Source organism: Planktothricoides raciborskii GIHE-MW2 (assembly GCF_040564635.1).
GTDB classification, from domain to species: Bacteria; Cyanobacteriota; Cyanobacteriia; order Cyanobacteriales; family Laspinemataceae; genus Planktothricoides; species Planktothricoides raciborskii.
The window spans coordinates 37,688-60,065 of the sequence record NZ_CP159837.1 but is presented as its reverse complement, the minus strand read 5'-3'; the positions used below and the strand labels follow the sequence as shown (position 1 = coordinate 60,065).

The 22,378-nt window shown below is 43.9% G+C and carries 15 protein-coding genes; 10 read left to right on the top strand and 5 right to left on the bottom strand.

Features of this window, described 5'->3' with window-relative positions:
* The first annotated feature begins 134 nt into the window (after window positions 1–134).
* Window positions 135–2,069: a GTPase family protein gene (locus ABWT76_RS00160; RefSeq protein ID WP_354635445.1), complete on the top strand. Its 1,935-nt coding sequence runs from the start codon at window positions 135–137 to the stop codon at window positions 2,067–2,069.
* 437 nt (window positions 2,070–2,506) lie between these two features.
* On the opposite strand, the gene ABWT76_RS00155 is transcribed toward ABWT76_RS00160, so the two are convergent.
* The 3 genes from ABWT76_RS00155 to ABWT76_RS00145 form a co-directional block, all read right to left on the bottom strand.
* A complete protein-coding gene (locus tag ABWT76_RS00155; RefSeq protein WP_054467111.1) occupies window positions 2,507–2,788 on the bottom strand; it encodes a hypothetical protein in 282 nt (93 codons plus the stop codon).
* Entirely contained in the window at window positions 2,785–3,069 is a 285-nt protein-coding gene (locus ABWT76_RS00150; protein WP_304437844.1) for a type II toxin-antitoxin system RelE/ParE family toxin, read from the bottom strand. Before ABWT76_RS00150 ends, ABWT76_RS00155 begins: the two co-directional genes overlap by 4 nt.
* Before the next feature lie 136 nt (window positions 3,070–3,205).
* A complete protein-coding gene (locus tag ABWT76_RS00145; protein ID WP_354635444.1) occupies window positions 3,206–3,433 on the bottom strand; it encodes a hypothetical protein in 228 nt (75 codons plus the stop codon).
* A 355-nt stretch (window positions 3,434–3,788) separates the two neighbouring features.
* Here ABWT76_RS00145 and ABWT76_RS00140 point away from each other — a divergent pair, with 355 nt between their 5' ends.
* Entirely contained in the window at window positions 3,789–5,783 is a 1,995-nt protein-coding gene (locus ABWT76_RS00140) for a pentapeptide repeat-containing protein (RefSeq protein WP_354635443.1), read from the top strand.
* 247 nt (window positions 5,784–6,030) lie between these two features.
* On the opposite strand, the gene ABWT76_RS00135 is transcribed toward ABWT76_RS00140, so the two are convergent.
* On the bottom strand, window positions 6,031–6,630 hold the full coding sequence (locus ABWT76_RS00135) for an HD domain-containing protein (RefSeq protein ID WP_054467106.1): 600 nt from the start codon (window positions 6,628–6,630) through the stop codon (window positions 6,031–6,033).
* A gap of 277 nt (window positions 6,631–6,907) precedes the next feature.
* On the opposite strand from ABWT76_RS00135, the gene ABWT76_RS00130 reads away from it, so the two are divergent.
* Window positions 6,908–8,221, top strand: coding sequence for a pitrilysin family protein (locus tag ABWT76_RS00130; RefSeq protein WP_054467105.1), 1,314 nt, complete (start codon window positions 6,908–6,910; stop codon window positions 8,219–8,221).
* Window positions 8,222–8,534: 313 nt separating this feature from the next.
* On the opposite strand, the gene ABWT76_RS00125 is transcribed toward ABWT76_RS00130, so the two are convergent.
* Entirely contained in the window at window positions 8,535–9,137 is a 603-nt protein-coding gene (locus ABWT76_RS00125; RefSeq protein WP_054467135.1) for a DedA family protein, read from the bottom strand.
* A gap of 472 nt (window positions 9,138–9,609) precedes the next feature.
* Between ABWT76_RS00125 and ABWT76_RS00120 the strand changes: the two genes are divergently transcribed.
* The 7 genes from ABWT76_RS00120 to ABWT76_RS00090 all read left to right on the top strand — a co-directional run bounded on the left by ABWT76_RS00120 (window position 9,610) and on the right by ABWT76_RS00090 (window position 22,083).
* Entirely contained in the window at window positions 9,610–10,227 is a 618-nt protein-coding gene (locus tag ABWT76_RS00120; RefSeq protein ID WP_156331832.1) for a cytochrome b/b6 domain-containing protein, read from the top strand.
* Between the two features lie 309 nt (window positions 10,228–10,536).
* Window positions 10,537–11,019 (top strand): hypothetical protein, encoded by a 483-nt coding sequence (locus tag ABWT76_RS00115; protein WP_054467104.1) that lies wholly within the window; start codon window positions 10,537–10,539, stop codon window positions 11,017–11,019.
* A gap of 476 nt (window positions 11,020–11,495) precedes the next feature.
* Window positions 11,496–11,759, top strand: a complete 264-nt coding sequence (locus tag ABWT76_RS00110; RefSeq protein WP_354635442.1) for a hypothetical protein — start codon at window positions 11,496–11,498, stop codon at window positions 11,757–11,759.
* Window positions 11,737–12,120 (top strand): late competence development ComFB family protein, encoded by a 384-nt coding sequence (locus tag ABWT76_RS00105; RefSeq protein ID WP_054467103.1) that lies wholly within the window; start codon window positions 11,737–11,739, stop codon window positions 12,118–12,120. The genes ABWT76_RS00110 and ABWT76_RS00105 overlap by 23 nt, the downstream gene beginning before the upstream one ends.
* Window positions 12,121–12,235: 115 nt before the next feature.
* Window positions 12,236–12,382 (top strand): hypothetical protein, encoded by a 147-nt coding sequence (locus ABWT76_RS00100; RefSeq protein ID WP_190878165.1) that lies wholly within the window; start codon window positions 12,236–12,238, stop codon window positions 12,380–12,382.
* The gene (locus ABWT76_RS00095; RefSeq protein ID WP_054467102.1) at window positions 12,366–14,093 is read left to right on the top strand and encodes an ABC transporter ATP-binding protein; all 1,728 of its coding nucleotides are present in this window, start codon (window positions 12,366–12,368) and stop codon (window positions 14,091–14,093) included. The genes ABWT76_RS00100 and ABWT76_RS00095 overlap by 17 nt, the downstream gene beginning before the upstream one ends.
* Before the next feature lie 652 nt (window positions 14,094–14,745).
* On the top strand, window positions 14,746–22,083 hold the full coding sequence (locus ABWT76_RS00090; protein ID WP_354635440.1) for a CHAT domain-containing protein: 7,338 nt from the start codon (window positions 14,746–14,748) through the stop codon (window positions 22,081–22,083).
* Window positions 22,084–22,378: the final 295 nt, after the last annotated feature.

Sequence of the window (22,378 nt, the reverse complement as noted above, 5' to 3'; positions counted from 1 at the left end):
GAACGCGAAATGATCATGTATTCTTCAGATATGGTAGCTTTTGTATCCAGTATATCATACAATATTGCCCCTAAATCAAAAACCGTAATTCGTTATAATGGCAAAGTTATTACACAAACCCGGTTTATTAAACAATGGTACGTTTAAAACTTTGGCAGTGGGTGGTTTTAGCCCTCCCGATCGCCCTCATTATTACGTTTCTCCTAGTAGCAGCAGGAACCCAAATTAGCGAATGGGGGATTAATTGGATTTGGGGGGTTGTCACTCTGGTTTTAGTGGGGTGGCGATCGCTTATAGTTCGCTGGACGCGATCGCAAATTGACGAGGTAGAAGCAGCGATCGCTTCTATGAATGAAAAAATAGAAATAATCAATGAGGAAACTAAACAAAAACTAGGGGCGGATGATGCTGCCAAAAAAGCAGAAGTGGCATTACAAAAAATATTAAAAGAGTCTCAAAGCGATCGCCCGATATGGGATGATTGGCAAAATTTTTGGCAAGAATGTCAAGACATGGTGATAGCAGTTGCCCATATTTATCACCCAACAGTAAAATACCCGTTGCTGAATATTTATGTGCCTCAAGCTTATGGTTTAATTCGGGGGACGGTGGATGATATGGATCGGTGGATGCAGCAATTATCCCCGGTACTGAATCAAGTCACTGTGGGGCAAGCTTATCAAGCTTATGAAATTTATCGCAAATTAGAACCTTCGGCACGCAAATTAATGCAAGCGTGGGGGTGGGTACAATGGTTGGTGAACCCAGCAGCAGCGGCAGCGCGAGTAGCTAGTAAGAAATATAGCGAACAAGCTAATCAGCAATTATTGGCAAACTTGAGTTTTATGGTGCGGGAAGCAGCCCTGCGAAACCTGTGTCGGCAGGCGATCGCACTCTACGGAGGCAACCAACTTCCAGGGGAAAATTTGGCGGTATCTACTCCTAGTTTGCCGAAAGCAAAAACGCAGACTTTACAAGAAATTTTGGCGGCAGCAGATCCCCCGGAAAAAGTGGAGCAAAAGCCGGTGAATATTTTATTAGTAGGCAGAACTGGGGCGGGGAAAAGTAGTCTAATTAATACCATATTTCAGGCAGAATTAGCCGCAGTGGATGTGTTGCCGAGTACCGATCGCATTCAAAGTTACCATTGGCAAACGGACACCGGAGAAACTCTGACTCTTTGGGATAGTCCCGGTTATGAACAAGTGAATAAATCCGACTTGCGTGACCAAGTATTAGAATATGCTAATAATGCGGATTTATTATTACTGGTGACTCCGGCATTAGATCCCGCTTTGCAAATGGATGTGGATTTTCTTAAGGATATTAAAAAAGAGGTGCAAGATTTACCCGCGATCGCAATTGTCACTCAGGTCGATCGCCTGCGTCCAATTCGCGAATGGCAACCCCCTTATGATTGGGTTTGGGGCGATCGCCCGAAGGAAAAATCGATCCGAGAAGCCACAGAATATCGCACGGAAATGTTAGGAGAATTCTGCGATCGGGTGTTGCCGGTGGTCAGTTTTGACCCGAAAAGCGATCGGCAAGGGTGGAATATTGACAGCCTATCTTTAAGTTTGATAGAGGCGATCGCGCCGGTCAAACAATTACGGTTAGCCCGGTTTTTCCGAGACTTAGAAACTCGTACCATTGCCGCCGCCAAAATCATCGATCGCTACACATTTCAAATGTCCACCACCCAAGGGCTAACCGCTTTATTAAAAAGTCCGGTATTGCAATTTATTTCGACATTAACTACCGGAAATCCCACCTTAGCCTATTTATTAGCAGAAAAAATTCCCATTGAACAGTTGCCGATGGTAATTGGTAAATTACAAATGGCTTATGACTTGTTTACGTTATTAAGTAACGACAATAATCAGGTCAATTTTGAATTACTGGCAATTTGGCCATTGTTATTAGAAAATCCTGCCTCTCCTGACCGGAATGCTTGGGCATTTGGTCATGGTTTAGTGGAATATTGGACAAAAAATTTAACCGTGGATCAATTGCGGGAAAGAGTGGCGTATTATTTGCAACAACAGGGGGTGGGTTTGGCAGAAACATAAATGAGATTATCCGTAGGGGCGAAGCATTTGCGCGGATAATTTTTGGGATTGGCATCAATATTTAGCCGCAAATGCTTCGCCCTAATTTATTAATTGCGCGGATAATTTTTGGGATTGGCATCAATATAGCAATTGTCATATTTATGAATTACAAAACAACTGTCATTCCCGCCCCACGCCTTCGCGGGGGTAAACTCCGGCGGGAATCCATAAAACCTCTGTAATTAGGACAATAACCGCTGTATTTGGCCGCAAATGCTTCAAGCTAATTTATTAATTGCGCGGATAATTTTTGGGATTGGCATCAATATTTGGCCATAGAAGGGCGAAGCATGACCGCAGTTAAATCTATATTTGAATCATAAATATCGGCGGTCATGCTTCGCCCCTACAAACCCAGGCAACTCAGAAAAACATGGAATGCACCTGTTCTAAATTCATGTCCGATCTGAACTTTTATCAGACAGCAATTCACTAAAACTATTAATGGTGACTTCGCGATCGGGAAACTTCGCTTTAATAATTAATTCACCGCCCATGAGTGCAATAACTTCTCGCAAATGATTTATATAAATATCTGTTTGCTTTTGTAAAAAGGCTTGCTGTAATTCATTTAACGCCATCTCTTGCTGAATCCGGGCGTTTTTCTGGGCAATCCTCGCTTTTCTCTCTGGTGAAATGTTTTCGATTAATTGATTAAATTTATGATGTCCGCTCATAATAATCCCTCTTGCTGTAGTTCTTTAAGGTATTCATCGTATAGCCTATCGGCGATTAGCACATACTTTTCATAAAATCGGTTATCCCCAGTTTTATCACCTCCGATTAATAAGATTTCAGTGCGTCGCGGATCGAAAGCGTAAAAAATTCTTAAAGGCTTGCCTCCACTTTGAATGCGTAATTCTCTTAAATGAGAATGTTTTGAGCCATTCACCCCAGAAGAATACGGGAAAGGTAAATTTGGCCCTTTTTCTTCTAGTAATTGGACAATCACAATAATATCATCCTGCTGTGTTTATTGCAGAATTTACCACCACCCTTGAAATTCATCAGTATATTCTATTTCCCAAGTCACGGTAGTAATTTATCCTTGTAATTTTTTGACATAAGATTTGCTACAAGTCATTGAATAATCTTTAAAAATATGGCGATCGCTCGTCTTCAGATTCCATTACAATCTCATCCCCTTGGGGAATTGCTTGCCCATAAGCAAGGACTTCCTCAAAGGCTGGTTCATCCTTGAAAAATCCGGTAATTTGTTCTAGCCAATTGGTTGGTTCAGGGGTCGCAATTTGTTTCTGAAATTCAATAATTGCTGCCTTGACTGCGGCGATCTGTTCTTCTAAAGAAATGTTGCTTGCCATTGGAGTTTCTCCTGATTAACGATTGGAATACTAGGGCAGATATTGGTGGGATTAATATGATGAAGGCGATTATAACAAGAAACCCATGAGGTACAGAGTAAAAAAACGTCATTCCCGCGTGGTAATCCATCCAATCGAGTTTCTCAATAAATGAAACCAAACTATATTAGTAGATTCCATCATGGCAAATTTTTTACAGGTCAAAGGTGACGACTGCCCCCACCAAAACGTCAACCCTACCATAATGGTTTAGATCCCTTGGCTGACGAAGGATAATTTTTGATTTCTCGTTGCTAAAATACCAGTGGCAACATTCGCCATAGAGATTCCACCTCCGACAAACTGAGAAAACACCATGAAAGCCAAGGAACTATTACGACGCTATGCAGATGGTCGGAGAGATTTTCGCGGGGAAAACCTCCGAGGTCAGTCTTTCAAAGGCAAAGACCTCTCTGGGGCAGATTTCAGTGAGGCGGATATCCGAGGGGCTAACTTCACCAATGCGACCTTAACTGGAGCCAAGTTTGTCGGGGCGAAAGCAGGACTCCAAAAACGATGGGCAGTGGACTTGGTACTGGCATCTTGGTTGCTTTCTGCTTTCTCTGGATTTTTGTCAGTATTCTTGGGCTATTTTGTGTCATTGATATTCGATAGTTCAAGCGAATACGTTGTGGCTGGTTGGATATCACTGGCGATCTGGGTGACTTTCTGCCTCATCACGATTCGCAAAGGAACTTTAGCGGGATTTGGATTTATCGCCGTCGCCGGAGCCTTGTCCTTCGCCTTCTCCTTCGCCGGAGCCCTCGCCGGAGCCGCCGCCGGAGCCGGACCTTTCGCCGTCGCCTTCGCCGTCGCCTTCGCCGTCGCCGTCGCCTTCGCCGTCGCCGGAGCCTTCGCCGGAGCCTTGACTATTTTTAATATCTGTCTAAGTTGGCGGGCGCTGAAAGGAGACCCCAGAGATGCTTGGATTCGTTCGGCGGCGATGGCGTTTGCGGCGATTGGCGGCACCAGTTTCCGAGGGGCAAACCTGACCGATGCCGATTTTATCAATGCCACCCTCAAAAGTACCGACTTGAGAAAAGCCAATTTAACTCAGACGCGCTGGAAAGATGCGATTAAATTAGACCGAGTTCGGCCAGGAGAAACCTATCTCAGCCAACCACAAGCCAGAGAACTGGTGAGAACAACAAACGGGGAAAATCAAAAATGCGATCGTCTCAACCTCCAGGGTGTTAACCTCCAAGGCGCTAACCTAAAAAATGCCAGCTTTATTGAAGCCAACCTTAACGATGCCAACTTGCAAGATGCCGACCTTACGGATGCTCGATTAGTTCATGCCCAGCTTGATGATGCCGACCTCACGGGAGCCACTCTCACTGGTGCATATATTGAGGAGTGGAACATTACCACCACCACCAAACTGAAGGGCATTCGCTGCGATTATGTGTTTATGCGTTTACCCCCCAAAGACCGCCCCTGGTTTATTGCCCTGCCACCGGAAGAAAGCCGCGACATCGACTCGCGACGCAAACCTGACGATAGGAAGAAAAACTTTGAAGATGGGGAATTTATCGACTTTATCGCCCCCATGCGGGAAACGCTGGATTTGTATCATAACCAGTCCGTTGATATGCGACTGGTGGCCATTGCGCTACAAAAATTGAAAGACGACAACCCAGAGGCTGAAATCGAAGTAGTCTCGATGGAGAAAAAAGGTAAAAATAAGGATAAGTTGCTGATTCGAGCGGAAACTTCACCCCAAAGCGATGTTGCTGCTTTGAATCAGGGTTATTTTGCTAACCTAGAATATGTGCAGTCATTACCCCCGGAACAAATATCACAATTATTAGCAGATAAAGATGCTAGACTTGAAGAAAACAAAGCAACAATTGAATTATTAAAGGAAATTTTAGTAACTAAGCACCAAATTCCTGAGATCAATATTCATAATCAAAACCAAGGAGATCAGAATATGTCTGGCGATCGTCATATCACCACTAACAGCTATCACGAAGATAACCGAAATATCACAGACAACCAAGGCACTATCATTGAAAATGTTGGCCGAGATGTGAATCAATACGCCCCGGAACAAAAGCAAGATTTAGCGACAGCCGCCCCCGAAATTCAAAAATTACTAGAACAGTTGGAAAAAACTTATCCAACAGATACCACGACGGGCAAAATGACGATCGCAACTAAGGCAATTGAAGCAATCGAAAATAACCCCACTTTAATGCAACGAATTCTCAGCGCCTTAAAATCCGGGGGAACTGCGGCATTAGAACAATTGTTAAGTCATCCAGCCGCCAGTTTTGCGATCGCGGCTTTAGAAGATTGGCAAAAATAAAAAACAGATTAGATAATTTAGATAATATTAGATAATAATGTAGGGGCGAATGGCCATTCGCCCCTACCCAATATAGACCCAATATAGAAGATTAATAGAAGCGATCGCATCTTTTTAACCGCAACTAACCCAAAGGGCGATCGCCTTTTTTTAAACTTATGTCCATGTTGGGTTTCATGCTTCAACCCAACCTACATTACTATGGATTCCTGCATACGCGGGAATGACAGAAACAAACTATGGTGATTTAGCTATTGGTTAATTCATAAATACCTTTAAGCTGCTCTAAACTTCGCAGAAATTGACGGGCTAAGAAACTTTCTGGGAAGCGTTCAGAATATATCGCTGCCAAAGATTCGCCAAACCAAATTAATTCTGCTTTGCGTTTCATAGGTGTCTTACTGAAGCCTTCCCGTAAATAACCATTGGTATAGTTATCGTATTTATCCGCCAAACTTACCAAGACAATGCTATCAGAACCAGAGGCAACTTGCTCAATATATTCTTGCTTTCTTTCCTGCCAAGGAAGACTGCGATCGCATTCCGTACAACCCCGGACAATAGCCGCCACTTCAGACCCAAAGTTATCGGTAATTTTGGCAAAAGCTTGGTCAACGGTTAGCCCCTGTTTTGGGGCGGCATCTTCCACATAATCATGTAACCAAGCCGCGATCGCCTCCGCTTCGGTGCCCCCCTCCAACCATACATAACTAGACACCGCTTGTAAGTGGAGAATATAGGGTTTGCCGCTATATTTGCGCTGTTGATAGCGATGGGCGGCTAGGGCAAATTGCACGGCGAGATCGTACCGTTCAGAATATTGGGGAACTGGGGAAAATTCAGCCATAATAACTTAATAAATCCTTGGAAAATCACCTAAATAAAATTAATCGAGCATCTAATCATAATGAAAACAGCGAAAAAGCCTTATTTTCGATCCAGGTAAGTTTTTTGCTCGGAGTTTACCCTGGGGACAGTTCTCAGTAGTTCTCACCAGAGGCAAGCCTGGATTAATTTTGTCTTAACCTGGGTTATTGTCTCCTTTTCTCTATTTTTGCCAGATTTTTTTGGCCAAGATGATTAAGATAGATCCAGGAACGTACAATCCGCCGATTATTTAATCCATGATATCAACGCTGCTCAAATCTCCTATCGTCAATCGCCTTAACTCACCGACCATTCATCGATTACCCAATGGTTTGACAATTGTGGTCGAACAAATGCCCGTAGAAGCGGTCAATCTTAACCTCTGGAACCCCATTGGTTCAGCCATAGAAGCCAATGAAATCAATGGCATGGCGCATTTTCTGGAACACATGATTTTTAAAGGCACGGAACAACTGGTTAGTGGAGAGTTTGAGCGTAAAATCGAAGAGCGCGGTGCTGTCACCAATGCCGCCACCAGTCAAGATTACACTCACTACTACATTACCACTGCGCCGAAAGATTTTGCGGAACTCGCGCCGTTACAAATGGATGTGGTACTCAACCCGACTATTCCCGATGAAGCTTTTGAAAAAGAGCGTTTGGTGGTGCTTGAAGAAATTCGTCGATCGCAAGATAATCCTCGTCGTCGCACCTATTACCGGGCAATGAAACTGGCATTTAACCACTTACCATACCGCCGTCCCGTACTCGGTCCTGTAGAGGTGATTTCTAGCCTCACCCCACAGCAAATGCGGGATTTTCACGCCCAATGGTATCAACCGGAGTCCTTGACCGCAGTGGCGGTGGGGAATTTGCCCGTGGAGGAGATGATAGAAATTATTGCGGAAGGATTAACACAGATTAAGCCTCAGTGGAGCGAAAAAAGCGATCGCTCCCCTAGGTATCACCACCTGGAAATGCTCACCCCAGAAGCAAATTTTGAGCAAATTATTCGGGAAGAAATTGTCGATGAAGCCCTGCAACAAGCGCGACTGGTAATGATGTGGCGAGTCCCCGGTTTGCTGGACTTGGAGCAAACTTATCCCTTGGATATACTAGCCTCTATTTTAGGCTCAGGTCGGACATCCCGCATGGTTCAAGATTTACGAGAAGACCGGGGATTAATCTCTAGTATTTCTGTGAGCAATATCAACCACCGAGTTCAAGGACTTTTTTATATTTCCGTGGATTTACCCACAGAAAATATAGCAATCGTCGAAGCTGCGATCGCCCAACATATTCGCACCTTACATCAGGAATTTGTCACCGAAGCGGAAATTACTCGCATTCGGACTCAAGTGGCGAATCGGTTTATTTTTGGCAATGAAACCCCCAGCGATCGAGCCAACTTATATGGCTATTATCAATCAATGATTGCCGAATTAGCCCCGGCATTAAATTATCCTCAACACATTCAATCGGTGCAACCAGTGGATATCCTAGAAGCGACCCAAAAATATCTTTCTCCTGATGCTTATGGGGTTTTGGTCGTTCGCCCTAAAGCCAATTAATCAAATTGATAGTGGCTGGTTGGTTGTGAGTTGTTTGAGGAAAATTCCATCAGTCTCTCATAGATAAAAAATATCTGCTTGGGTGACGGCCAAGTTAAGCCAATTTAAGCCAATTTAAGCCAAGTTAAGCCAAGTTATTGGCGGTTTTTTTCTCAGCAGCGATTACCGATTCAACCCCTACCATTTGGTAATGTTTAAACTCAAAATTTTTAGGGGCGATCGCCCCCTCTGCTGCCTAAAAATTGCCATCAGCTAGAGAGGGCATTAGATACCCAAGATTCGCTCTGACTCTACGGGGTCAGTGCGATCGCAATTATTCTAAATCATCTTCTAGTTTAGCTTGCACAAAATGAACGATAATCGGCAAAAAAGAAACCAGAATAATTACCAGAACAATCGGCAGGATATACTTATCAGGGTCGGGGATTTTCGTGCCTAAATAATAACCTGAAATCGTCATCCCGATCGCCCAAATAAAACCCCCCACCAAATTATATTTGATAAAAGTGCGATAACGCATCGCGGCGATCCCGGCAATAATCGGCGCAAAGGTTCTGACAATGGGGACAAAGCGGGCGAGAATAATCGCTTTAGACCCATGTTTGCCATAAAATTTTTCGGTTTTCACCAAATGTTTTTTCTTGAAAAACCAACCATCTTCTTTATCAAAGAGTTTACGTCCAAAACGATATCCGGTTGCATAACCAACATTATCACCTAATACGGCACAGACAAAACAGCCAAAACCCAACGTAAAAATATTGAAAATCCCTTGAGAAGAGAGCAGTCCAGCAGTAAACAGTAAACTATCTCCAGGCAAGCAAAATCCGATGAATAATCCCGATTCGGCAAAGACGACCGCCCAAATCCCTAAATATCCGATTTTGATGATAATTTCTTCTAAGTTAAAATGCATTTTTTTCTCATTTATTTGGCGTGATTGTTAGATAAAAAACCTTTACATTTTTATTTTAGTAAAAAGATTTATCTAAAAGCGATATGGGATAATGATTATCCCTGTAGCGAAGTTTAGCATAGCCGCTGATTTTTGGCAAATATTCAAGCACAAAAATAAACAAATATTGACTTGTTTTATATTTCTTCAAGGAAAACAGCAACGAAAAAATTTTATCTTATTGATAAAAAATCCCCTGAATAGGAGTGAAGCTGCTTAGATTATCCCTGGAGAACTTAGTATATTTTTGCATGGTCGGGGGAAAATGGTTCTCAAAGGCAAAGGCTTGATCAATACTTATTGGCTGACCAGCCGAAAAAATCCTGTTCCATGAAGCTTTAAGTAAAAAAAGTAAAAAAATGCTATGATCATGCTATGATAATGCTATAATAGCGAAACAATATAACTGTCTCAGCTTACCGATCAACCGCTAATGTTTAGAAATCTTCCTTATCAACCTTTGTTACTCCGGCTTTTACACGGGATCAATGGATGCTTAATCATCGGGTCAATCATCACGGGATTTTGGGTTTACAATACATTTGATGGTCGTTGGGGCAAACTGCCCCTGCCTAACCTATCATCCATTCAAGACATTCACGGCACCATCGCTGTCTCTTTTTTTCTGATTATCCCCGCATTTGCTCTTTATAGTTTTCATCCAGGAGAAAAACGCCTATTACAACCGGATTCTTTAAAAAATCTTACCAACCTCAATCAGAAGATTGGCTGGTATAGTTGGCATCGCTTAGTCAATACTTTAATGCTTTTAGCTGCCATCTTAGCCGCTTTTTCCGGACGAACCATGAAAGAAGAATGGCTGCCCAATGGCGAATTAAATCATCCTTGGTATTATCTGCATTTATTCGCTTGGCTGGTCATGGTGCTATGTTTAGTATTACATTTACTCATGGTGGCAAAAGTAGGAGGAATACCCCTGATTTTATCCATGTTTAATTGGCAGGTACGTCCCCAAGACAGTCCCCGTGATTGGAAAGCAAATACCCTCAATTGGTTGAAACAGCAAAAATCAAAGTTGACTCAAAAATAATGTTCAAATTTACCAAGACTTTGTTAAATAAAATTGAAATTCTGGTATTTTTAGGCTGGTTTATGGCATTGATTATTCCACTTTTTCTGTAAATCCAGCGATCGCAACTGCCAATCATTTACCGAGAATCACCTAGAATTACCGAGAATCACCTAGAATCACCGATAATTACCGATGTATTTGGTTGCCAGCAGAAAAGCCTCTATAATTAATTTATCTCATTCATTGCTTGATTGACCACGCTCGTCCAGCAAAGTAATACAGCCGATAATTTCAATTAACTAATAGTTTTACGTTCAGGAAAAAGCAATGGTTAAGTACACAATTCCCCAATCTCCAGAAATCGTTATTGATGTTCGCGGGAAAGATTCTCCGAAAAATCGCGATAAAGCGATGGATCAACTAATGGAATTGATGGATGAGGGCAAGTTGAAAACGAAATTAGCTGATGGGTTTGGCCCTGATCAGTTTGTGGAAGTGAAAGATACCAATACCAATTTAGATGGTGAAGAAATTGACGATCCAGTCACCGAAGCGGTGCAAATTCTCAATAGTTTGGCTTCTTTAAAGTTAAAAATGACTCAGACTAAGGAAGAAGCTCTGCAAATTCGTCAACAAATCGATATCTTATTTAATGATGATCCGGTGACGGAAGAACAAATTAACCAGTTGAAAGACGGATTTAAGGTGCTGAAAAATTTTGCTCAAGCCAATCAGCGTTATTTATTGGCCAGAAGCCAAGCTGAAGAAGCTCGAAAAATCTTAGATCGGGCATTAAGCTCTTTAGAGTAATTCTGCGGGTGACAGAAACCGGGTTTCTTATCTTGGGTAGAAATTACCGCAACCCGGTTTCTGACGATCGCCCAATCAGCAAACCAATCAGCAAACCAATTACAAGGGAATCGTTAAAATTTCTAACATTTAACCATTTCCCTAGGCATTTACCAGAAAAAGGTTCATAATATTATTATTTAAGATTAAATCGTCTGATTGCTTTGAGTCAGTGGATCTCCACTAATCGACTTTGATATTGACTGGCGATATTGACTGGCTACTGCCAGAAAAATTAAACTGATTACCACATTAATTTTCAAGTGTCAAGGGGATCGTTGATGATTTGCTGTCCCAGGAAGTCATATTCCTGAGATGGGATTGGCGCAGATCCATTCCCCATCAGGGTTTTCGATCGCTATTATTTCAGGAAAAATTTAAGGAAAAGTGATGGCGATCGCTGAAGTTAGGGGAAAGTTCTAAGATGTGGGAGCCAGATGTGGGAGCCAGATGTGGGAGCCAGATGTGGGAGTCAGATGTGGGAGCCAGATGTGGGAGCCAGATGTGGGAGCCAGATGTGGGAGCCAGATGTGGGAGTCAGATGTGGGAGCCAGATGTGGGAGCCAGATGTGGGAGTCAGATGTGGGAGTGAGTCGAGTGGTGAGGAAAATCACCGGAAAGACATCCGGGATGCCCTGTTAGGAGCCTACAGAGTGAGTATTTGGAGAACTTGTGAATATGAATACGTCATTTTTTTATAATCCCGTTCCTTTGTACCGGAACGCTTTAGAGCCATTGGTCATTCAGGAAGTTAATCGCCAAGTGGATCGGTTGCCAGCCAAGCTGCTGAAATTTGTGGAAATTGAAAAAATTAAAGCTCAAGCGATCGCCTACGCCTTGAATCGCTTACCGGCGATGTATGCCACTAGCGAACGGGGATGGGAGTTTCAACAGCATAAAGCCCAGGAAAAATATGGACGAAAAATTATGGAAGTGGTTCGTCAAGGATTGGCGGCCATTCAATTGGATCCCTTAATCCCGGTTTGGAATATGTTTGCCCCGGAGAATGCTTGTGTAATTTCTTTGCCTGAAGCTCCAGAGAACCGTCCCGTGAGCCTCTAAGTCAGAGTGTTAATATTTGGTGTTGATTCAACAGTAATCCGACTCACTCAACAGGGTACAAATTGCCAGTGGTCAAAATTCTCTAGCATTTTTCTAGCATCCGGTGGAATATTCGGTGAAATATCCGATTAAATATCCGGTGAAATATCCGGTGAAATATCCGGTGAAATATGAATTGCCGGATCGAATCGATCGATTATCATTGATAATCATAGATGCCGATATGATGATGACTGATAATTCCTGTGAAATTGCGATCTAGCTACTGGCAATTGTTGCCCTATTTACGCCGCCATTGGCAAACCATTACTCAAGCATTGATTTGTACTCTGGCATTTACTTGTTTTTGGCCGATTTTAGCCCAATTAGCAGGGCAAATTGCCGGATTGATTGGTCAGGGAAAAGTCAGCGCGATCGCCCAAGTTGCGGGACTGGCGGCGGTGATTTTTCTGCTGCGCGGTGCTGCACAATATGGTCAAGATGCGTTGATGGCCAAAGCTGCCCTCGATTTGACCTTGGATCTGCGCCAACGAGTTTATGCTCATTTATTGAATTTAAGTCCAGGTTATTTTGCTAGGGCCAAAACTGGCGACTTGTCCTATCGCCTCACGGAGGACATCGATCGCACTGGCGAAGTAGTAAATAAAGTTTTTCATCAGTTTGTTCCTTGTGTGTTGCAGTTGGTGGTGTTGTTGGGATATATGATTTATCTCAATTGGCAGCTAACGATTGCCACATTAATTATTGCCCCAGTGATGGCGGTGTTGATTGGTTGGTTTGGCGATCGCCTGCGGGTATTTTCGCACCACAGTCAAAATCGGATTTCTGACTTATCCGCTTTGGTGACAGAGGTTTTTAGCGGTATTCGGGTTGTCCAAGCTTTTGCCGCTGAAGAATATAGCTTAAGTAAATTTCGGGAAGTGGCTATTCGCAACCGCCAAGCCAAATATGCCGCTGAACGTCTTAAAGCGATTCAATTTCCCGTGATTGGTTTTTTAGAAGCCCTCAGCGTTTTGTTGCTATTTTTGTTGGGGGGTTGGCAAATTTCTCAAGGCAATTTGACCGGGAGTGAATTTGTTAGTTATGCCACAGCGGTGGCGTTATTAATTGATCCGATTTCTATTACTACCAGTAATTATAATGAGTTTAAACAAGGAGAAGCTTCCGTCGATCGCGTGTTTGAACTGTTAGCTATTCAACCAGTAGTAAAGGAAAAATCCCTTACTGCGATCGCTTTACCTCCAGTTAAGGGTCAGGTGGAATATAAAAATGTGACTTTTGCCTATCATCCCGGTTACCCAGTGCTGGAAAATCTGAATTTATTGGTATTACCAGGAGAGGCGATCGCTCTGGTGGGGGCTTCGGGGGCTGGTAAATCTACTTTGGTGAATTTATTACCCCGATTTTATGATGTGCAAGGGGGACAAATTTTAATTGATGGGATTGATATTCGCGATGTAAAAATTCCTAGTTTACGCCGTCAAATTGGCATTGTTCCCCAGGAAACTATGCTCTTTTCTGGCACTATTGCCGAAAATATTGCTTTTGGTCAACACAATTATGATCTAAATGCCGTAGAAGCAGCGGCACATACAGCGAATGCTCATCAATTTATTTGTCAATTACCCGATGGATATTATACTCAGGTAGGGGAAAGAGGCGTTAATTTATCCGGGGGTCAGCGCCAAAGAATTGCGATCGCCCGCGCTGTTTTATTAAATCCGCAAATTTTACTTTTAGATGAAGCAACTTCGGCCTTAGATTCAGAATCAGAAGCCTTGGTACAAGAAGCAATCGAAAGATTGATGCATGAGCGCACCGTATTTATTATTGCCCACCGTCTCGCCACAGTCCGACGATGCGATCGCATTTTAGTCATAGAACAGGGGCGCATCATTGAATCTGGAACCCATCAAGAACTGCTGGAAAAAGGACGGCGTTATGCGCGATTTTATGCCCAACAATTTAGCTAAAATCTGTATAATACCATTTACAAAAATTCATGCAACCGTAGGGTATCGGGGCAACCACCGCCACGGAAAATCCCCTACTAATGCCCAAATGAATTTCGTAATTGTAGCAACAATTTTTCAGGCTTGGTATAACTGTAGGGGCGAAGCATTCGGGCAGTTAACTTGCTTGTTTTAACAGTAGTTGTTACCTGAATGCTTCGCCTTTACCGGCAGTTAATTATCGGTTTTAACCAGAAAGATAATTACCCGAATGCTTCGCCCTTATCGGCAGTTAATTATCGGTTTTAACCAGAAAGATAATTACCTGAATGCTTCGCCCTTATCGGCACTTAATAGACATATTAGACAATTCTGGCTTTCATACCGAAGCGATCCCCCCAACCCCCCTTTTTAACGGGGGCTTTTGATAATTTTGCACTCTTGTCTATTTTAATAATTTTTTAAAATCGTGATCTATAATGGAATGTAATCAGGATTTTTAAGATTCATAAGTAAAATCTCTTACGGAAAATTAATAAAATCTTTGTGGAAATGGCTAATGAAACTCATTGGTCATAAGGACAAAGGTTTTAAAGCAATACCATGATGATTTCTTCAGAACACAAGTAGGCGATCGCTTATGGCATTACTCATAATGACAAGAGGGTAACCAATGAACTACCATCAACAGCGACAAACTGGGAAGGCTGAAGCCCAACTAATAACTCGGAAGACTAAAAATTTGGTCATATTTTATGGAATCCTGGGGGCAATCAATGTAATTTGTGGCATTATGGGCGAAAATGCGATCGCGCAAACCGCACCTATTCCTGCTGCTGACAACACTGGAACCGTAGTCAACCAAACCGGCAACACCTACAACATTACCGGGGGACAACGGTCTGGGGACGGGGCGAACCTCTTCCACTCCTTCCAAGAATTTGGCCTCAACGCGGGACAGACCGCCAACTTTCTCTCCTCTCCAGAAATCAACAACATCCTTGGCAGAGTCACCGGGGGCAACGCCTCTATTATTAACGGCTTAATTCAAGTCACCGGGGGCAACTCCAACCTATTCTTAATGAACCCTGCGGGCATTATTTTTGGCCCCAACGCCAGTCTCAACGTTTTAGGGGACTTCACCGCCACCACCTCCACCAACATTGGCTTTAACTCAGAAGCCTTCAACGCCTTTGGCAGCAACAACTACAGCGCCTTAGTGGGCGAACCCTCCACCTTTGCCTTTTCCCTCTCCCAACCGGGGGCTATTCTCAATGAAGGCAACCTCAGCCTCAACCCCGAACAAAAGCTAACCCTCTTGGGGGGAACAGTCGTCAACTTAGGCACCCTTTCCTCTCCCGGTGGTAATATCACCATTGCTGCCGTACCGGGAGAAAACCTGGTTCGCATCAACCAGGAAAACCATCTCCTCAGCTTAGAAATTCCCACCTCACCCACGGGCAACAATTCCCCTAACCAACCGCCGCAAAACTTTCAGCCCTTAGACTTGCCCAGCTTACTCACTGGGGGTCACATCACCCATGCTTCCAACGTGACGGTTAACAATGACGGCACCATCAGCCTCACAGGTTCAACCCTAAGAATACCCACAGATCCCGGTGTCACCGTGGCTTCCGGTAATATTGATGTCTCAAATACCAGCACGAATGGCAATGGGACTGGGGGCGCGATCGCTGTATTAGGGGACAAAGTTGCCTTAGTCGATGCCCTTATTAACGCCAGTGGGATTGATGATGGCGGTGTGGTCTTAGTCGGAGGAGAATATCGCGGCGAAGGAGAAGTCCCCAACGCTTCAGAAACTTTCGTCAGTAAAGATACGCTGATTTCTGTGGATTCTTTAGAAAATGGCGACGGGGGACAAGTCATTATTTGGGCTGATGAAACTACCCGGTTTCATGGAGAAATTAGCGCCAAAGGTGGCAGTCAAAATGGCAATGGTGGCTTTGTTGAAGTTTCCGGCAAACAAGATTTAATTTTCCGAGGTCAGGTAGACACCAGCGCCCCCCAAGGTAGCACCGGCACTTTATTATTAGACCCAGATAATATTACCATTGTTGATGGCAGTGGTGCGCCTAATGATAACCAATTGAATGCGGGTGAACCTTTTGGCGATCCCGAAGGAGTCATTTTCGATGATACGCTCACCGCAGGCGCAAATTACACTATTTCTGAAACGGCATTAGAAGCGATCGGGGCTAATAGTAGTATTATTTTAGAAGCCGCCGACAATATCACTATTGAAGACTTATCAGACAATACCCTGAGTCTGCAAATGGGTGCTGCTGGATCAGTGAGTTTGATCGCCGATGCTGATTTTAATGGAGTCGGTGATTTTACTATGAATCCTGCGGATGCGATCGTGACACAGGGAGGAGATATCACAATTTCAGCGGGTAATTCTTCCCGCACAGGAAATCAAATTAATCTGGGAAATATCACCACCAATGGGGGAAATTTCATCGCGGAAACTGGCAGCAACAGCACCATTACCGTCAATGGAAATATTGATGCGGGAATTGGTTTTATTGACTTACGCAGAGCAGGAAGGGCTAATAGTCCGCCGACAGTTCAATTTGGCAATTATGTCACCCTTACGGCCAATGATATTAACTTAGATACCAATACTATATCCACCACTCAAACCGGACTAGATTTAGTCATTCAGCAAGGGGACAGCAATCAGGGTATTTATATTAACAATTCTACCGGATGTAGTCCAGGCTTCTTATGTCTGGACAGCAACTCTAGCGGTAATAGCGAGTTCAATTTACTGCAAAATGCGGGATTTAACTCGATTACTATTGGTCGTACTGATGCCACAAACTTTATTGAAATTAGCGGCAACGCTCCTTCTCTCACTTTAAGCACAACTACAATTATTCAGGGTGGAACGGGGTCAATTGAAATAAATGCTCCTTTAATTGTTGGAAATAATGCCCTCACTCTCACAGCAGACGAAATTAATATTAACAATGTAGGTAGTATCTCTGGTACGGGCAGTCTAACTCTGCAACCTACCACCGTGGGGCAAAATATTTCCCTGGGAGGGTCTGGAGGTACTGGAGTAGGGATTTTATATTTAACCGAGTCAGAATTAGCTAATATTCAAAACGGTTTTAATTCTATTACTATTGGACGGGCTGACGGTACGGGTGCCATTACTATCGATGGGCCAACTTCCGGTCTAGGATTTTCAGACCCAGTGACGATTCAGTCTCCCGGTGGTTCGATTACAAACAATTTTCAAATTTTGGGAAATGATAACGCTTCTGTGACTCTCATCGGCCCAACAACATTAAATGCCGATATTACTACTAACAATCAAAACATCGGCATTATCGGCAACACCACTTTAGGGGCTGATGCTACTTTGAATAGTGGATCTGGTACTATTGATTTTCAGGGAACTATAGACGGGAGTTACAATTTAACCCTAAATGCGGGGACTGGCAATGTTAATATTGGTGGCGCCGTTGGTAATAATACCCGTCTGAATAGTCTTAACATATTAGGACAAAACACAAGTATTAATGGCAATGTCACCACTCTTGGCACTCAAGAATATAACGGTAACGTCACCTTTGTTAATTCCAACCCACAAATCACTGCTGGGGAATTAAATATCAATGGGACAATATCCGGTAATGGCAGCTTACTTGTGCAACCAATAATCGATAACTCACCAATTGAAATCGGTGGGATTAACCAGTCACCGGGTTTGAATTTAACCGAAGCAGAACTTCAGTCAATCAGTGGATTTAATGGGGTGACAATTGGTAGCACGGGTGGCACGGGAGCGCTTAATATTGCCAGTCCCGTTAATTTAAGTAACCAGACTTTTGACCTGACCTTACAGGGTGGGGCGGTGTCGTTTAATGACGGCATTACCTTGGGTAATAATCGGACTTTAACTTTAAATACTGGTAGCATTACCAGCCCTTTTACCGGGACAGATATCAGGATCGCCGCTAATGGTACTGTAGTCTTAAATACATCGGGAAGTGTGGGCGATTCGTTGAATTCTTTGGAGACAAATGTTAGCCAAATAAATATTAATAATGTTACAGGAAATTTGTTTGTGAATAACGGCCAAACTCTTAGTTTAGGAACGGCTAACATTTCCGGTAATTTAGAAATTACAGCAAATGGCAATATTACTGGGAATAGCCCGATCGCCATTGGGGGAAATAGCACTTTTACGACTACTGCAATTGGGGCAGATATTACTTTAAGTCAACTAGCAACACCGGGAATAATTACGGTCAATACTAATGGCGCTGGGGCTGATGCTAATATTACCAGTGCTAATGCAGTAAATTTAGGCAGTTCTACGGTGGGCGGTAGTTTAAATGTCACGGCAAATAATGGCGATATTTCTACGGAAATTGTTGAAGCGGGGACAGATATTACCCTCACGGGAAATTCTATCTCTCTCAACAATAACCTAACCAGTGGCGGTCTTTTAAATGTCACGGCAAATAATGGCGATATTTCTACGGAAATTGTTGAAGCGGGGACAGATATTACCCTCACGGGAAATTCTATCTCTCTCAACAATAACCTAACCAGTGGCGGTCTTTTAAATGTCACGGCAAATAATGGCGATATTTCTACGGAAATTGTTGAAGCGGGGACAGATATTACCCTCACGGGAAATTCTATCTCTCTCAACAATAACCTAACCAGTGGCGGTCTTTTAAATGTCACGGCAAATAATGGCGATATTTCTACGGAAATTGTTGAAGCGGGGACAGATATTACCCTGACGGGAAATTCTATCTCTCTCAACAATAACCTAACCAGTGGCGGTCTTTTAAATGTCACGGCAAATAATGGCGGCATTTCTACCACCGGGGCGATTAATGCCGCCAGTAATATCACTTTTACTGGCGATACTATTGCCTTAAATAATACTCTCACCAGTCCAGGCAATTTAATCTTACAACCATTTAATCAAAATACTCCCATTGAAATTGGAGGTGAAACCGGAACCTTTAACATTTCTCTGGCAGAAATCGCGAATTTATCTAATGGATTTAGCAGTATTACTATTGGTCGCAGTGATGGAACTGGGATGGTAAATTTAGGGGCGATTAGCTTTAGCGATCCGGTGACAATTCAATCAGGAACAGGGCAAGTAACGGTCAACGGAACGATTACTGCGATCGATAATGCTACGGTGAATTTTAACACCAGTAATCTGTTCTTAAATGCCGGGATTAGTACCAACAACCAAACGATCGCGATCGCTGGAGATATGATTCTCAACAACGATCTTACTTTGGATACTGGCGCGGGGGCTGGGGATATCATATTTACCGGAACGATTAATGGCAACCGGACGCTGACGTTAAATGCCGGAACTGGTCGCGTTTCTTTTGGGGGAATTCTGGGTAATCTCACCCCTTTAAATCGTTTAACTGTTACCGGCTTGATTAATAGTGGATTACAAGCCACTGCGGATACCATTGAATTAAATGGCGATATCAATTCTGCCGGTGCTAGTGTAATTTTAACCGGCAATAATCAGCTAATTACTAATAACGTCAACATTACAACCAGTGGGGGTTTAATCAGTTTAACCAACCCGGTTGGTGATGTGACGGTGGGCAACTTGGATAGTTCTAATCCTAATGGGACTGGCGGTGCGATCGCTGTAAATAGTCCCAACGGAGTTGTCACCACCGGAAATTTAACCTCTACGGGGATAACCGGGGGCGATATTACCGTTCAGGCATTAACAAGTATTACCACTGAGGATATTGATAGCAGCGGTACGGTAGGAAATGGCGGGAATGTCTTACTCGACCCAGAGGATTTTATTGATGTTGGCTTTATTAATGCTCAAGGGGGTTTACGAGGCAGCGGTGGCAATGTTGAAATTGTCACTGGGGGCGTTTTCCGCGCTAATAATACTTTTACCGACCAAAATGGCCAAGTTGCCAGTATTTCTACTGCCGGGGCTGGGGGAAGTGGCAATGTGAGTCTCAGTCACAACGGGGGCAGTCAAAATACTCCCTTTGTGGTGGGCGATCCCACGACCAACGGCACTGCTGGGGTGATTACCACTGGGGCAAATAATACGATCCCGCTAGGTTCCTCGTTCCCCGGCCCGCTGGAACAAGGGAATATTCGGGTGATTACCGCTGAACCAGAAACCCCCGTGGAAGAACCGCCCGTGGAAGAACCGCCTGCGGAAGAACCGCCTGTGGTGGAAGAACCAGCCGTGGATGAAACCCCAGTGGCACCAGCGTCAGGGGATGATATGCCCTTATCGTTGGAGTTAGACCCAGAACCGGACGGGGGAGCAGAGGAGCCGGGGAGCGGGGGAGCAGAAGAGATCGCGGCTACTCCAGAAGTGGCACCAGAGGCGATCGCGGCTACTCCAGAAGTGGCACCAGAGGCGATCGCGGCTACTCCAGAAGTGGCACCAGAGCCGATCGCGGCTACTCCAGAAGTGGCACCAGAGCCGATCGCGGCTACTCCAGAAGTGGCACCAGAGCCGATCGCGGCTACTCCAGAAGTGGCACCAATCACTTTAGAACCCATATCCGTAGAACTGGAACCGGAAAAAAATTCGCCGATTTCTGTGCCAATTTCAGAAAGAGTACAACCAGAACCGCGATCGATTTTGCCACCAGAAAAAGTAGGGGCGATCGCCACTGAATTAGACTCACCTTCAGAAACCGAAGAAGAGGAAGAAGAAAACGTCCGGCAAATCACACCGGAAAATCTGGCGAGTCCTCAAGAAGTCGCCATTGTCGATCCAGGGGTAGCGGAAATTGAAAATAGCTTTACTCAAGCATTTAGCGACCACATTGGCGAGTCGAAGCAGGTCAATGTTAGCCTGCCACAAGCGCAAAATATTATCCGTAATATTGAAGGAGAAACTGGGGTCAAACCTGCTTTGTTATATGTTTATTTTGCCCCCACTTCTTTGGCCGGAAATACAGACAATGACCCCTTGGAATTAATCTTAGTGACGGCTGATGGTCGTCCGGTGAGAAAAGTCTTGCCGGTGACTCGTCGCGAAGTCATGGACAATGCCGATAATTTGATTACTTATATCACCGCGCCAAGATATCGCCGCCAAACCAAATATTTAGAACCAGCCCAAAATCTTTATCAATGGTTAATTGCCCCATTAACCGAGGAATTAGACGCCAAAGAAATCCAAAATATTGCCTTTATTATGGATGTGGGTTTGCGAACCTTACCGATCGCCGCCCTCCATGATGGCGAGAGTTTTTTGGTGCAAAAATATAGTGTGGGCATGATGCCTTCTCTCAGCTTGACGGATACCCGCTATCAAAATATTCAAAATGCATCAGTTTTAGCAATGGGAGCCAGTGAATTTACCAATCTCAATCCCTTGCCTGCGGTGCCCGCCGAAATGAAAATTATTACCCAAGAAATTCGCCAGGGAGCATCTTTCTTGAATCAGGACTTTACCCTGCAAAATATTCAAAAACAACACGCCGAGAAACAATATCCTATTGTTCATTTGGCCACTCACGGAGAATTTAACCCCGGAGATTTGAGCAATTCATATATTCAACTTTGGGATCAAAAGTTGGGTCTAAATGATATTCGTCAGTTAGGCTTACACGATCCAGCAGTGGATTTGTTAGTGTTGTCCGCTTGCCAGACTGCGGTGGGCAATGAAGAAGCAGAATTAGGCTTTGCTGGGTTAGCCGTACAAGCAGGAGTGAAAACTGCGATCGCCTCTCTTTGGTATGTCAGTGATGAGGGTACATTTGGCCTAATGACTGAATTTTATAAACAGTTAGGAATTGCCCCAATTAAAGCGGAAGCCATGCGACAAGCACAGTTATCAATGATTAACGGTAATGTGGAAATTGAAGGGGGTCAATTACGCGGTTCTCGCGGCACTTATACCTTACCTGAATCCTTGCAAAGTGCAGAAAACCAAAAGTTAACTCATCCTTATTATTGGGCAGCATTTACCCTAATTGGTAGCCCTTGGTAGACCAGGGACAAGAAACCCCAGGGACAAGAAACCGGGTTTCTATGAAAGTTGTTGGTTGGTGGCAAAGGTTGTTTAAAGAAACCCGGTTTCTCACCTCTCCCTGTTTCTCACCCCCCAGGGACAAGAAACCCCAGGGACAAGAAACCGGGTTTCTATGAAAGTTGTTGGTTGGTGGCAAAGGTTGTCTCAAGAAACCCGGTTTCTGGGCAGAGCAAAGAGGTTTCTCACCCCCAGGGACAAGAAACCGGGTTTCGGCGTCAACTTTTTGCTTTTAGCCAAGATTTAGTTAAGAAAC

Bases quoted from the DNA above. Each gene is read 5' to 3' on its own strand.
- ABWT76_RS00160 (WP_354635445.1), top strand. From the start codon at position 135: ATGGTACGTTTAAAACTTTGGCAGTGGGTGGTTTTAGCCCTCCCGATC.
- ABWT76_RS00155 (WP_054467111.1), bottom strand. From the start codon at position 2,788: ATGAGCGGACATCATAAATTTAATCAATTAATCGAAAACATTTCACCA.
- ABWT76_RS00145 (WP_354635444.1), bottom strand. From the start codon at position 3,433: ATGGCAAGCAACATTTCTTTAGAAGAACAGATCGCCGCAGTCAAGGCA.
- ABWT76_RS00140 (WP_354635443.1), top strand. From the start codon at position 3,789: ATGAAAGCCAAGGAACTATTACGACGCTATGCAGATGGTCGGAGAGAT.
- ABWT76_RS00135 (WP_054467106.1), bottom strand. From the start codon at position 6,630: ATGGCTGAATTTTCCCCAGTTCCCCAATATTCTGAACGGTACGATCTC.
- ABWT76_RS00130 (WP_054467105.1), top strand. From the start codon at position 6,908: ATGATATCAACGCTGCTCAAATCTCCTATCGTCAATCGCCTTAACTCA.
- ABWT76_RS00125 (WP_054467135.1), bottom strand. From the start codon at position 9,137: ATGCATTTTAACTTAGAAGAAATTATCATCAAAATCGGATATTTAGGG.
- ABWT76_RS00120 (WP_156331832.1), top strand. From the start codon at position 9,610: ATGTTTAGAAATCTTCCTTATCAACCTTTGTTACTCCGGCTTTTACAC.
- ABWT76_RS00115 (WP_054467104.1), top strand. From the start codon at position 10,537: ATGGTTAAGTACACAATTCCCCAATCTCCAGAAATCGTTATTGATGTT.
- ABWT76_RS00110 (WP_354635442.1), top strand. From the start codon at position 11,496: ATGTGGGAGCCAGATGTGGGAGCCAGATGTGGGAGTCAGATGTGGGAG.
- ABWT76_RS00105 (WP_054467103.1), top strand. From the start codon at position 11,737: ATGAATACGTCATTTTTTTATAATCCCGTTCCTTTGTACCGGAACGCT.
- ABWT76_RS00090 (WP_354635440.1), top strand. From the start codon at position 14,746: ATGAACTACCATCAACAGCGACAAACTGGGAAGGCTGAAGCCCAACTA.